The 12,386-nt window shown below is 63.2% G+C and carries 12 protein-coding genes; 1 reads left to right on the top strand and 11 read right to left on the bottom strand.

Going from position 1 to position 12,386, the window contains the following annotated elements; all coding sequences use genetic code 11:
* Positions 1-16 precede the first annotated feature (16 nt).
* The 6 genes from ACLI1C_RS08340 to ACLI1C_RS08315 all read right to left on the bottom strand — a co-directional run bounded on the left by ACLI1C_RS08340 (position 17) and on the right by ACLI1C_RS08315 (position 7,936).
* On the bottom strand, positions 17-790 hold the full coding sequence (locus ACLI1C_RS08340) for a DUF1365 domain-containing protein (protein ID WP_411396404.1): 774 nt from the start codon (positions 788-790) through the stop codon (positions 17-19).
* Positions 787-2,121, bottom strand: a complete 1,335-nt coding sequence (locus ACLI1C_RS08335) for an NAD(P)/FAD-dependent oxidoreductase (protein ID WP_411396403.1) — start codon at positions 2,119-2,121, stop codon at positions 787-789. The genes ACLI1C_RS08340 and ACLI1C_RS08335 overlap by 4 nt, the downstream gene beginning before the upstream one ends.
* Positions 2,122-2,195: 74 nt before the next feature.
* Complete coding sequence (recJ, locus tag ACLI1C_RS08330; protein ID WP_411398276.1) at positions 2,196-3,986, bottom strand: single-stranded-DNA-specific exonuclease RecJ; 1,791 nt, start codon at positions 3,984-3,986, stop codon at positions 2,196-2,198.
* Between the two features lie 77 nt (positions 3,987-4,063).
* Complete coding sequence (gene glpX / locus ACLI1C_RS08325; protein ID WP_411396402.1) at positions 4,064-5,050, bottom strand: class II fructose-bisphosphatase; 987 nt, start codon at positions 5,048-5,050, stop codon at positions 4,064-4,066.
* A gap of 36 nt (positions 5,051-5,086) precedes the next feature.
* The gene (locus tag ACLI1C_RS08320) at positions 5,087-6,427 is read right to left on the bottom strand and encodes a homoserine dehydrogenase (RefSeq protein ID WP_411398275.1); all 1,341 of its coding nucleotides are present in this window, start codon (positions 6,425-6,427) and stop codon (positions 5,087-5,089) included.
* Between the two features lie 294 nt (positions 6,428-6,721).
* Entirely contained in the window at positions 6,722-7,936 is a 1,215-nt protein-coding gene (locus ACLI1C_RS08315; protein WP_411396401.1) for an LL-diaminopimelate aminotransferase, read from the bottom strand.
* Positions 7,937-8,350: 414 nt separating this feature from the next.
* Between ACLI1C_RS08315 and ACLI1C_RS08310 the strand changes: the two genes are divergently transcribed.
* Entirely contained in the window at positions 8,351-9,670 is a 1,320-nt protein-coding gene (locus tag ACLI1C_RS08310; RefSeq protein WP_411396400.1) for a glycosyltransferase, read from the top strand.
* Between the two features lie 48 nt (positions 9,671-9,718).
* Here ACLI1C_RS08310 and ACLI1C_RS08305 read toward each other — a convergent pair whose 3' ends face one another.
* The 5 genes from ACLI1C_RS08305 to rpsI all read right to left on the bottom strand — a co-directional run bounded on the left by ACLI1C_RS08305 (position 9,719) and on the right by rpsI (position 12,386).
* Positions 9,719-10,078 carry a VOC family protein gene (locus ACLI1C_RS08305; RefSeq protein WP_411396399.1) on the bottom strand — a complete coding sequence of 120 codons (360 nt, stop codon included), beginning with the start codon at positions 10,076-10,078 and terminating at the stop codon, positions 9,719-9,721.
* Positions 10,079-10,176: 98 nt separating this feature from the next.
* Positions 10,177-10,827: an SdpI family protein gene (locus ACLI1C_RS08300; protein WP_411396398.1), complete on the bottom strand. Its 651-nt coding sequence runs from the start codon at positions 10,825-10,827 to the stop codon at positions 10,177-10,179.
* Positions 10,824-11,093: a metalloregulator ArsR/SmtB family transcription factor gene (locus ACLI1C_RS08295; RefSeq protein ID WP_411396397.1), complete on the bottom strand. Its 270-nt coding sequence runs from the start codon at positions 11,091-11,093 to the stop codon at positions 10,824-10,826. Before ACLI1C_RS08295 ends, ACLI1C_RS08300 begins: the two co-directional genes overlap by 4 nt.
* Positions 11,094-11,176: 83 nt before the next feature.
* On the bottom strand, positions 11,177-11,809 hold the full coding sequence (locus tag ACLI1C_RS08290) for an SdpI family protein (protein ID WP_411396396.1): 633 nt from the start codon (positions 11,807-11,809) through the stop codon (positions 11,177-11,179).
* A 94-nt stretch (positions 11,810-11,903) separates the two neighbouring features.
* The gene (gene rpsI / locus ACLI1C_RS08285; RefSeq protein WP_411396395.1) at positions 11,904-12,386 is read right to left on the bottom strand and encodes a 30S ribosomal protein S9; all 483 of its coding nucleotides are present in this window, start codon (positions 12,384-12,386) and stop codon (positions 11,904-11,906) included.

Raw genomic sequence — 12,386 nt, 5'->3', positions numbered from 1 at the left:
CTGAATCCAAATATCGCTAGACTTCGCGGCGGCGCTTGGATTGCCGCCTCAACTTGAGTGTCGGCGGTACACCCTTGAGCCACAAAAGCAGTGCTTCCCAGTGTATGCCCGCGACTACTTTAGCGGTCATAAATGGATATGCAAGCAGCAGTTTCAATAGGGTAGCGTCCGTCAGGGGGCGCTGCTCCCCTTCGAAATAGGCCGTCAGCAAACCACCCTCGGCGTCCGAGAGCGTGATGCCGAGAAAGACGGTCTCGGCGGGCTGACGCACCGAAAACCGATAGGCACCCTCCAGCGTGTTGAAGGGCGAGACATAGAAGGCCTTCTTGGCCTCGTGCCGAATCTGGTCGCCGCTGGGCTGTACGGCCGCCTGGTAGAAGTGATGCTCGCCAAAGGTATTGCTGACTTCGTAGGCCATGAATGACGTCACCCCGGCAACGTCCTCACAGAAGTAGACGGTGATGGGATTGAAGGCGAAACCGAAGAGCCGCGGATAGGCCAGCATGCGGATGCGCGCCACGTCCGTTACCCCGGCGGCCGCTGCCTTGCGGCGGATGAAGGCGGCTATGCTCGTGCCGTCGCGCGGGCCAAAATCCCTGGTGAACAGCGACACAAGATTGAATCTATTCAAAGAGAAGAGGCGCAGCTTCTCATGTAGCGAATCAAGCCGGTCGAGATCGACGAGCATCGAGAAGACCCGGTAGCGCAGCGCATGCCGCTTGGGGCGCGCGCGCTTGTGCACGACATCGCCGACATAGATCGCGCCCAGCATGCTGGCCGTATCGTTCACTCCGCCGCCCACAGGCTCTGGTCTCCCTCGACCCAATTATGCGCAATGCGGTCTCGCTGGTGGCCGACCTGCCATGGGCGCTGCAGCGGCCCGATGCGTTCGGCAACCTCAAGCCCCGCCTGCAATCCATCCTCATGGAAACCGTAACCCATCCAGGCACCTGCAAACCAGGAGTTGTTGACCCCCTGGATCTGCCAGAGCTGCGGCTGCATGGCGACGGCTTCGGCGTCAAAGAGCGGATGCTCATAATCGGTTTCGTAGATGATCGAGCCGGGCGCAAATTCCCGATGCGGATTGAGCGTGACGAACAGGCCCTTGGTGGTGGCCAAGGGCTGGAGCTTGTTCATCCAGTAGGTCAGGCTCAGCCCTTCGTCTTCGCCGCTGGCGCGCAGATAGTTCCAGGCCGACCAGAGATGGCGGCGCTTGGGCATGAAACTGGGATCGGAATGCAGGACTGCGCGATTGCGGGAGAAGCGGAACGCCGACAGCACACGCTGCTCGGCCTCTGTCGGATCGGCGATCAGCGCCAGGGCCTGATCGGCATGGGTGGCAAAGACCACCTGGTCAAAATGGCGGTGGCTGCCGTCCTCGAAGTAGATCTCGACGCCCTGCGCATGGCGGCGGACCTGGGCAATCGCCGCGTTGAGCACCGTTTCCATACGGCTCTGCGCGACGAGGCTGTCGATATACTGCCGCGAGCCCGACTTGACGGTGCGCCACTGCGGGCGCCCGAGGACCTGCAGCAGGGAATGGTTGGCGAAGAATTCGATGAAGGTGCGGGCGGGAAAATCGAGCATGCCGCGCGACGGAGTGGACCAGATGGCCGCTGAGATGGGCAGGATATGGTCATCAATGAAGGCGCGGGAATAGCCGAAGCGATCGAGAAACTGGGCGATGGTCAGATCGTCCGGACAGAGCTCGATCTGCTGCTCTGCCTCGCGGAAGAACCGCATGATATCGGCAACCAGCTTCCAGTGGCGCGGCCTGACGATGTTGCGGCGCTGCCCGAACAGGCCCCAGAGATACTCGCCGGAATATTCCATCCGACCCTCGCCCACCGAGACGGCGAAGCTCATGTAGGAGCGGGCTGTTTCCACGCCCAGGTGATCGAAGAACGCGGTGAGGTTGGGGTAGTTCTTCTCGTTGTAGACAATGAAGCCTGTGTCGACTGGAACTGGACCCTGCGGGGTGGGCGCCAGGATCGTGTTGCTGTGTCCGCCGAGTACTGCGTTCTTTTCGAACAGCGTCACTGCATGGGTCTTGGACAGCATCCAGGCCGCTGACAGGCCTGCGATTCCCGAGCCGATCACGGCGATATTCGAGGCAGTCATGTCAGCAGTGTCTCCGAACTATCAAGCAACTGGATACGTGTGGAGATACGCCGTGGATCAGTGGAGAGTTTCGGTCAGCCCTTGGGCCTCGCGAGATCGGTCAGGCGGAACTGAACCTGCTCGCGGCCCTGATAGTGGTCGATTGAGAGGGCGCCGGCAAAATGGAAAGGGGTATCAGAATCGCGCAGCAAGGCGTCGCCGATCGGGGTACTGGCGGCGCGGAAGGCAATGGCCTTGAGGCGGGCACCATCCTCGGAGGTCAGTGTGAAGCTGACATGGCCGCCCTTGCCGACGATCTGCGCAAAGCGGGCGCGATGGGCGGGAAAGGCAAAGACCGGGCTCGGATTGCCCGAACCGTACGGGCCGGCCTTTTCCAGGTCATGCACGAGGTCAAGCGTCGCCCCACGAGCGGTCAGCGCCGCATCGATCGGCAGGGCCGTCGCGGCCCGCGCAGCGGTCACGTCGACCGAAAGCTTGCTGGCCAGGAAGGACCGGAAGGGGCCGAGCTGGCCTGGCTTGATGGTAACGCCGGCCGCCATGGCATGGCCGCCGCCCTTGGCGATCAGGCCGAGCTCCACCGCTTCGATGACGGCGCGGCCAAGGTCCACACCGGGCATGGAGCGCCCCGAGCCCGTGCCGGTGCCGTCGGGCTGCAGGGCAATGGCAAAGGTGGGTCGCTCGAATCGTTCGCGCAGCCGCGACGCGATGAGGCCGGCAACACCGGGATGCCAATTGGCGGAGGCCAGCACCAGGACGGGAGGGCCCTCGCCGCTGCCGATTTCCATCTCGGCGACAGCGGCAGCCTCTTCGACGGCCTCGACCTCGATGCGCTGGCGTTCCGAATTGAGCTCGTCTAGGCGCGCAGCGATGGCCAGGGCATGGTGCTCGTCGTCGACGGTCAGCAGTTCGGTGCCGAGCGCCGCATTGCCGATACGACCACCGGCATTGATGCGCGGCCCCAGCAGGAAGCCCAGATGGTAGGGGTTGATTGGTCCGCTCAGCCGCGACGCCAGGGCCAGCGCGGCAATGCCCTTGTTGTCGCCACGTCGCGCGACTTCGAGGCCACGCACGACGAAGGCACGGTTAAGTCCGGTGAGCGGGACCACGTCGCAAATGGTGGCCAGGGCGACCAGGTCGAGCAATTTGAGCAGGTCCGGCAGGCCCGTATCGCCGCGTTGCCGCAAGGTGCGGTTGACGGCCACCAGCACCATGAAGGTCACGCCGGCCGCGCAGAGATAACCAAGTCCGGAAATGTCGTCCGGCCGGTTGGGATTGACCAGCGCAGTCGCGTCGGGGAGGTCGTGGTCGGAAAGGTGATGGTCGATGACCAGAACATCGACACCCCTGCCCCGCGCATGGGCGATCGGCCCATCACTTGTGGTGCCGCAGTCGAGCGTGATGACGAGGCTGGCGCCTGCGTCGATCAGCTTGTCCATGGCCGCGATATTGGGGCCGTAGCCCTCGAAGATGCGGTCGGGAATATGGACCTGCGGCTCGATGCCGAAATGGCGCAGGTAGCGGGCCATGAGAGCGCAGGAACAGGCGCCGTCGACGTCATAGTCGCCAAACAAGGCAACGGCCTCATTGTCGGCGATCGCCTTGGCCAGCCGCTCGGCCAGGGAATCCATGGCGGTCAGGGTCGAGGGATCGGGCATGAGGCCGCGAATGGTCGGCTCAAGATAGGTTTCCGCCGCGTCGAGATCGACTCCCCGGGCGGCGATGATGCGGGCCAGAATCTCGGAAATGCCGATGCGCTGGGCGATTGCCGTGGCGGTACGGGTGGTGCCGGCGTCCAGACGATCGATCCATGCCCTTCCGGTGACGGAGCGGGAGACGTCGAGGAAAGGTCGCGGCGCATCGAGCATGGGTGAGAGGTAGGCGATTTGGGTGCAGGTGGGAAGGCCGCTTTTCACCTCTCCCTTTGGGAGAGGTAAGAGGTGCCCTACCGCGCGTGCTGCGCCTTGATCCACCGAACTGTCTGGCTCCAGCTCCGCATGACGATAGTGTTGGTCTCGACAGAGTTGCGGCGCAGGCGGACGCCTTCGAGCAGGGTGCCATCGGTGACGCCGGTTGCCGCCACCAGCACGTCGCCGGCGGCCAGTTCGGTCACGTCATAGATGCGGTTGGGGTCGGAAATGCCCATGGCGATGGCGCGCTCGCGCTTGGCCGGGGTGTCGAGGATCAGCTTGCCCTGCATCTGCCCGCCAATGCAGCGCAGGGCCGCGGCCGCCAGCACGCCTTCGGGAGCACCGCCCGAGCCAAGATAGATATCGATTCCGGTATCCTCGGTGTTGACGGCGTGGATCACTCCGGCGATGTCGCCGTCGCTGATCAGCTTCACCGCCACGCCCGTGGTGCGCAGCTCGTCGATCAACCCGGCATGGCGCGGGCGATCCAGCACGATGGCGGTGATCTCCGAGATCGGCACACCCTTTGCCTTGGCCAGCGCCTTGACGTTTTCCGTCGCCGTCCAGTCGATGTGGACGGTGCCCGGAGCATATTCGGAGCCAATGGCGATCTTGTGCATATAGACATTGCGGGCGACGTTCAGCAGCCCGCCGCGCTCGGCCATAGCCAGTACCACGATGGAGTCGGGCTGGTTCTTGGCGCAGAGCGTAACGCCCTCGAGCGGGTCGACGGCGATGTCGACCTCGGGCCCCTGCCCGGCGCCGACGGCCTGGCCGATATAGAGATTATCGCACTCGTTCTCTTCGCCCTCGCCGATGACGATACGGCCGGATATGGCGACGCGGTCGAGCTCGGCTTTCATGGCGAGGACGGCGGCTTCGTCGGCCGCCTGTTCATTGCCCTTGCCGCGCCATTCGGCGGCAGCGATGGCCGCGCGCTCGGTCACGCGGACCAGTTCCAGGGTCAGGCTGCGGTGCAGGTGGGCCGGGCTTCTGTCGCCCTCGACCTTGCTCAGTCTCATATATCCTCCCGGGGCCTGACTTGCCCCGGCGGGGTATCAGAGCGTTTCGATCCGGATCAGTTGCGGCTCGCCAACGATAAACCCGTCGGCTGCGATCTGCGCAAGCGATTCACGCACCGATGATTCCAAAGTCTGTTGAGTGATCATCACCACCGTCCGAGTCGATGACCCGTCCGGCGCCAGTGCCTTAGCGTTCAAATCCGACCGCTGGATGACGGAATCGATGGAAATGCCGTGTTCGGCCATGCGGCTGGTGATGGATGCCAGTGCGCCGGGCACATCCTTGGCATTGAGGCGGATATAGTAGCCACCCTCATGCGCGCGCATGGGGGCATCCTTGTAGGGCAGCAATTCGTCGCTCGGCACGCCAAGGGGCGGAACGCGCGTGCCTCGGGCAATGTCGAGAATATCGGAGAGCACCGAGGACGCCGTGGGCGGCCCGCCGGCGCCCGGGCCCGCCAGCAGCAGCTCGTGCACGTGGTCGGTTTCGAGCGCCACGGCGTTCATCACGCCATCCACGCCGGCAATGGCGCTGCCCTTGGGCACGAAGGTGGGGTGCACGCGCTGCTCGATGCCTTCATCGGTGCGCTGGGCGATGCCGAGCAGCTTGATCTTGTAGCCCAGTTCTGCCGCGACCTTGATGTCGTGCTGGGTGATCCTGGAGATGCCTTCCACCCGGATCTTGTCGGGCGCGATCTCGTAGCCGAAGCACAGCGTGGCCAGGATGGAAAGCTTGTGCGCGGTGTCGAAACCCTCGACGTCGAAGGTCGGGTCGGCCTCGGCATAACCCAAAGCCTGCGCGTCCTTGAGGCAATCGGCGAAGCTGATGTCCTCGTTGCCCATGCGGGTCAGGATATAGTTACAGGTGCCGTTCATGATGCCGAACACCTTGGCAATGCGGGCCGAGCCCAGGCCCTCTCGCAGCGTCTTGATGACGGGAATACCGCCGGCAACAGCCGCCTCGAAGCCGAGCTGGGCCCCTGATTCTTCGGCCAGCCGGGCCAGGGCGACGCCGTGCTTGGCCAGCAATGCCTTGTTGGCTGTGACCACGGGACGGCCGATTTCCAGTGCAGCCTTGACCGCGGCAAAGGCCGGACCGTCTTCGCCCCCGATCAGCTCGACAAACAGGTCGATGCCATCGGACTTGGCAAGGGCCACCGGATCGTCGAACCAGTCGAGCCCGGAAATATCAATGCCACGGTCGCGGGATCGCGAGCGCGCGGCAACGGCCGTCACCACCAGCTGGCGGCCAAGTTTTCGCGTCAACTCGGCACCATCCTTCTGCAGGATGCGCACCAGCGTGGCGCCGACATTGCCGAGCCCAGCCACGCCAACGCGCAAGGGTGCCTGCGCCTCGCCGTCGCCGAAATCCTGCATCGCCTTGAGGATGCGCGCACGCGTATCGGAGCGGGGCTCGCGGCCCTCGCGCAGGTCAAAGACGAACAGCGGATCGCCCGCAACGGTGCGGCCGAAGCGGGTCGGCGTCCAGCCGCGGGCGGAGATGAAGGTTTCGACGGATTGGCGGAAAGAAGCAATGTCACTCATGGTGGCGACATCTGCATAGGAATTCGCCTAGCCGTCAATAGGAGTTTGGGCAGGCCGCCCATGTTTGGCGGCATGCCCGTTCGCGGTCGTCCTCACTCCGGCCTGGAGGGCCAGAGCATACAGGCCTTACCTTGCTAGCGGCACCACGTTGCCTGCTCCGGTCTTGGAGCCGAGCAGCTTCTTGATGTTGCGGGCCGCTTGGCGGATGCGCTGTTCGTTCTCGACGAAGGCAAGACGGATATACTGATCGCCATATTCGCCGAAGCCGACGCCCGGCGCGACGCCGACGCCTGTTTCCTTGATCAGGAGCTTGGCAAATTCGAGCGAGCCGAGATGGGCGAACTGGGCCGGGATGGGCGCCCAGGCAAACATGGTGGCCTTGGGCACCGGAATGTCCCAGCCGGAGCGGGCAAAGCTCTCAACCATCACGTCGCGTCGGTGCTTGTAGACCTTGCGCACTTCCTCGATGACATCGTCCGAGCCATTCAGCGCAGCCGTGGCCGCCACCTGGATCGGCGTGAAGGCACCGTAGTCGAGATACGACTTCACCCGGGCCAGCGCCGCGATCAGGCGCTCATTGCCCACGGCGAAACCGACGCGCCAGCCGGGCATGGAATAGGTCTTGGACATCGAGGTGAATTCCACCGTGATGTCGATCGCACCCGGCACCTGCAGCACGGAGGGCGGCGGCGCGTTTTCATCGAAGTAGATCTCGGAATAGGCGAGATCGGACAGGATGAAGATGTCGTTTTCCCTGCAGTACTTGACCACCTCGGTGTAAAAATCGAGGTCCGCCGTGTAGGCGGTCGGATTGGCCGGGTAGTTCAGCACCAGCGCGATCGGCTTGGGGATCGAGTGGCGAACGGCCCGATCGAGCGAGCGCATGAAATCTTCATTGGGGTCGGCCGGCATCGACCGGACCACGCCGCCGCTCATGATGAAGCCGAAGGAGTGGATCGGATAGGTCGGATTGGGCACCAGCACCACATCGCCGGGCGCGGTGATGGCCGAAGCCATATTGGCAAAGCCCTCCTTGGACCCCAGCGTCGCGACGACCTGGGTATCGGGATTGAGCTTCACGCCGAAGCGGCGACCATAATAGCTGGCCTGGGCCTTGCGCAGGCCGGGAATGCCGCGCGAGGTGGAATAGCGGTGGGTGCGACCGTCCTTGACGGTTTCCTGCAGCTTCTCGACGATGTGCTGCGGCGTCGGCATGTCAGGATTGCCCATGCCCAGGTCGATAACGTCCACACCCTCGGCGCGTGCCTTGGCCTTGAGCGGATCGATGTGAGCAAAGACATAAGGGGGAAGTCGGCGGATTTTATGGAAGTCGGCGCTCATGATTTCCTCGACGGTCCCTTGGGGGACCTGACTGGCCGCGACGCGCTGCAGTGGCGCCACGCCCTCACACTGAGGCCGTGATTATCGCGGAATTATGGTTGTAAACGGGTTAAGTGGCCCGCTTTGGGCCGGGCTATCGTGTTCGGCTCTTCCCAGCCCAGGCGGGGCCACGCGGGAAGAGCTAGCGGGCGTTTGCCGCCGCCACGAGGGCAGCCGCAGCCACTGCACAACCGGCGAGCGAGGCTCCAACCATAGCAACAGTGTACAGAGACTGCATGTCCCTTGCCCTTCGGATGCGATTTTTGTAAGGAAATCAGCTATCGACAAGGCCGTTCATAAATCCTCCTCTGGGTATTGTAAATGGTCCGAAGGGTGCCAACCTTCGGCCAGAGCGGTGTATGGTGAGGTAAGACTTTGAAGCGCATTGCCCTCGTCACGATCGGCACGCAAGGCGACGTTCAACCCTATCTAGCCCTCGCGATCGCCCTCAAGGATCGTGGCTATTCGGTTGTCCTTGGCGCCTCTGAAGAATTTCAGGACATGGTGGAAGGCTATGGCATCGAGTTCCATACGCTCGGGCCCTCCATCCAGTCCTTCCTGACCCAGCAGCGCTTCGAGAATGCGATGAGCCAGTCCATGCTCATCAACGGCCCCTCCCTGCTCCGGCAAGGCCAGCAGATCGTCGATACCGCGGCGCGCCATGCCTGGAACATGTGCCAGGGCGCCGACATGCTGATCCTCAACATGAATACCAGTTTCGGCATCGACATTGCCGAGGCGCTGCATATTCCCGCCGTCATGGTGGCGCTGCAGCCGCTGAATTCGACCAGCGAATTCCCGCTCTGCATCTATTACGATTACGGCGCCGACTTCGGCCCCGCCTTCAACAAGCTCAGCTACACGGCAATGACCGTGCAGCAGATCTACTACAACCTGCCGCGCAACAAGTTGCGCCGCGAGCTGATGGGGCTGGATGCGCGCAAGAAGGGCGGCTTCTTCCGCAATACCGATGGCACGGCGCTGACCACGCTCTACCCCTATTCCTCGGTGGTATCGCCCCGCCCGCGCGACTGGCCCAAGAGCGCCATCGTCACCGGCTACTGGAACCTGCGGGACCGCAGCGACTGGCAGCCTTCGGCGGCCTTCCAGAAGTTCCTCTCCGAGGGCGACGCACCGGTCTATATCGGCTTCGGCTCGATGCCGTTCGGGGCGGAGCGCAATACAAAGATCCTCAAGGAAGCCGTTGCCATGTGGGGCGGCCGCGCCGTGGTGGCGCGAGGCTGGGGCGGGATCAATCCGCAGGACTTGCCCGACACCATCTTTGCCATCGAGAAGGCACCGCACGACAAGCTGTTCAAATATGTGTCAGCTGTCGTTCATCATGGTGGCGCCGGCACGACATCAGCGGGGCTGCATCTGGGCAGGCCGACCTTTGTCGTGCCGCAGACCGTCGACCAGCCCTATTGGGGCCGCCGGGTCTATGAACTCGGTTGCGGCCCCAAGCCGGTACGGTTGCGCAAGCTGACCTCGGAAATCCTGGCCGGAGCGCTGGAGGATCTCTCCACCAACGAAGACTATCGCCGCAACGCCGCCGATATCGCCGAGCAGCTGCATGCCGAAAACGGCACCGAAAAGGCCATCAAGGTCATCGAGCGGGTGATGGCCAATTACGTGCCGCGCGTCCCGAAGGTCAAGAAGACCAGGCTCAAGCCGGCACTGAAGCTGGTGGGCTGAAAGCCAGGGCCGTCTGCAGAAGCTAGCGCACTGGGCAACCGCGCCTGCTCACGCATCCGCTTGGCAGACGATCTCGAGATTGTTGCCGTCTGGGTCCAGCACAAAAGCCGCGTAGTAGGTGGGCGTGTAGTCACGATTGCCGGGGGCGCCATTGTCCTTGCCGCCAGTGCTGAGCGCCGCGGCATGGAAGGCGTCCACGACGGAGCGGTCGTCGGTCTTGAAGGCCAGATGGATATTGGATCCACCCTTGTCATCCGCGCCGATCCAGAAATCGGGGTAGTCGCGGCCGAAGCCGGCCGTACCCGGATACTCCATCAGCACCGAATAACCGATTGGTGCGAGGGCGGCCTTGTAGAAGGCGAGCATGGTGTCGAACTGGTTGGTGCGCAGGCCGATGTGATCAAGCATGGGATGTCTCCGTCTGTATAGAGCCGAGTGTCCCTGCCCTATCTCACCCCGTGCTGACAGGCCGCGTCAGTAGTGGCGGATGAATGATGGTGTGAACGTCAGTGCCCACGGGACAGCCGATAGCTGTAGAGGCCGCCGATCAGTAGCGGGATCAGGACGCTCACGGCGACCACTGCCAGCAGAGCCTGAGGATTGCTGCTCAGCAGGGCAGCGATGACCATGGCAAGCCCGCCGAGCAGCATCAGCCACCCCACTAGGCGATTGGTCGCCTGCCAATTGGCCGGATTGGCTATGGTCCAGGGCAGGCGGACGCCGGATACCGCATTGGGCTGGGATTTTGGCAGGACATTGCCCAGCAGCACGAAGAGCACGCCGATGGCCAGGACGATGATGCGCACCATATCGACCTCCTGGCCCATCCCGATCAAGATCACGGCACACTGGATGACAAGACCAAGCGCCAGTATGCCGGGCACAACGACGCGCAGGCCGTGGCGGGCGCCGGCGACGCGCTCTGAAGCGCTCAATCTGGTCAGGAACCAGATCAGGGCTACAACACCCAGCATAATGGCCGGCAACTGCAGCAAGGCGGCATCGCGCGGCATGAAAGCGTCGGCCTCCCCGCTGATGCCCCAGTGAACCGGCAGAATAGTGTCGGCCGGCACTAGGAAGAAGCCGGCGAACGTCGCTGCGAGCAGGCAGAGCGCCAGAACTGCGGCGGGTGGAGTGAAGAAATCACGCAAAGTCATTTGTCCTGCTCCTTGAGCGACAAGACGTCGGCCAGCGCCTGTTCGAGCACCGACGTGTTGAGATGGTAGATGAGGCTGGTTCCCTGCCGTTCCACGGCAACAAGATCGGCCTCCTTGAGCTTGGCGAAATGCACCGACAGGGTCGGCCGGCTGATATCGAAGTGGCCGGCCAGATCGCCGGCACTCATCGGCCCGCTCTTGAGCAGGGCAAGCACCTTGCGCCGCACCGGATGCGACAGCGCTTCAAAGACGGTATTGATGCTCACTGCGGCTCCTTATTTCGTCGATACGCTAATTAGTTGTTTTGCTAATTAGTGTCAAGACGAAATATCGGATGGCGTATGCGAGATCAGCGTCGCGTCAGCGCGGTGGCCAGTCCGGCAGTCGCAGGGGGCAGGTAAAGAGCCGCCAGAAAAGCCAGAACCATGCGCCCTGCCCCGACATCAAGCCAGGCCAGAATCGCCAGGCCAATTCCCGCCAAGGCAAAGGCAATACCCGCGGCACGATGCACCAGGCGCCAAGCGCTGTCGGATGGAATTGGCCAGGGCATGCGCAGCCCGGCATAGGTGTGCCGCTCGGCCTCGAACAGGATGATCCCCAGCAGGACCAGCACAGGGCCCAGCGCAAATCCGGTGAAGCGGATGAAATCAAGATCGGAGCCAATGCCGGTCAGCAGCAGCCCAAACTGCGTCGCCGTGATGACGGAGAGTTGCAGCGTCAGCGCCGGGTCGAGAATATGCTGGCTCTTGGCGAACTGGTTCCTGGTGAACTGCCTGCCGAGCAGGAAGAACGCCGTGATCAGCACAACCTGCAACACGGGCGCCACGATGAGGACATCGCGCGGCCAGACCCAGTCGGCGGCGCTGCCAGCCCAATGGGCGGGAAAGACGAAATCTGCGGGGATGCGAACGAAGCCGAGACCAGTAATCGCCAGGGTTACGGTCAGCAGCAACAGGTGAAAGCGGGTGACGAGGGTCTGCATGGCGGGCTCGGTCGAATGCGCCTGACGTGGTGCCTATGAGCGCAAAAGAAAAGGGCCGGTTTCCCGGCCCCTCTCCATATCTGCAAATCGAGGCTTAGCGCTTCGAGAACTGGAAGGACTTGCGGGCCTTGGCCTTGCCGTACTTCTTGCGTTCGACGACGCGGCTGTCGCGGGTGAGGAAACCACCCTTCTTGAGGATCGGGCGCAGGGCGGGCTCGAAGTAGTTGAGCGCCTTGGAGATGCCGTGACGAACGGCACCGGCCTGACCCGACAGACCACCACCGGCAACAGTGACGACGACGTCGTACTGGTCGGTGCGTTCGGTCGCGACGATCGGCTGCTTGACGATGAGCTGGAGAACCGGGCGAGCAAAATAGGTAGCGAATTCGCGACCATTGATGACGACCTTGCCCTTGCCCGGCTTGATCCACACGCGCGCAACAGCGTTCTTGCGCTTGCCGGTAGCGTAGGCGCGGCCCTGGGCGTCGAGCTTCTGCACATGCACAGGAGCAGTGTTCACGGCCGGAGCGACAGTGGAGGTGCCGAGGTCTTCGAGGGAGTTGATGGTTTCGGCCAT

This window comes from Devosia sp. XGJD_8 (assembly GCF_046614475.1).
GTDB lineage: Bacteria > Pseudomonadota > Alphaproteobacteria > Rhizobiales > Devosiaceae > Devosia.
Note: the sequence above shows the minus strand (reverse complement) of the source record. Positions and strands in the feature narration are given on the sequence as shown.

Coding starts and splice junctions, on each gene's coding strand:
- ACLI1C_RS08335 (WP_411396403.1), bottom strand. CDS start 2,121: ATGACTGCCTCGAATATCGCCGTGATCGGCTCGGGAATCGCAGGCCTG.
- recJ (WP_411398276.1), bottom strand. CDS start 3,986: ATGCTCGATGCGCCGCGACCTTTCCTCGACGTCTCCCGCTCCGTCACC.
- glpX (WP_411396402.1), bottom strand. CDS start 5,050: ATGAGACTGAGCAAGGTCGAGGGCGACAGAAGCCCGGCCCACCTGCAC.
- ACLI1C_RS08320 (WP_411398275.1), bottom strand. CDS start 6,427: ATGCAGGATTTCGGCGACGGCGAGGCGCAGGCACCCTTGCGCGTTGGC.
- ACLI1C_RS08315 (WP_411396401.1), bottom strand. CDS start 7,936: ATGAGCGCCGACTTCCATAAAATCCGCCGACTTCCCCCTTATGTCTTT.
- ACLI1C_RS08305 (WP_411396399.1), bottom strand. CDS start 10,078: ATGCTTGATCACATCGGCCTGCGCACCAACCAGTTCGACACCATGCTC.
- ACLI1C_RS08300 (WP_411396398.1), bottom strand. CDS start 10,827: ATGACTTTGCGTGATTTCTTCACTCCACCCGCCGCAGTTCTGGCGCTC.
- ACLI1C_RS08290 (WP_411396396.1), bottom strand. CDS start 11,809: ATGCAGACCCTCGTCACCCGCTTTCACCTGTTGCTGCTGACCGTAACC.
- rpsI (WP_411396395.1), bottom strand. CDS start 12,386: ATGGCCGAAACCATCAACTCCCTCGAAGACCTCGGCACCTCCACTGTC.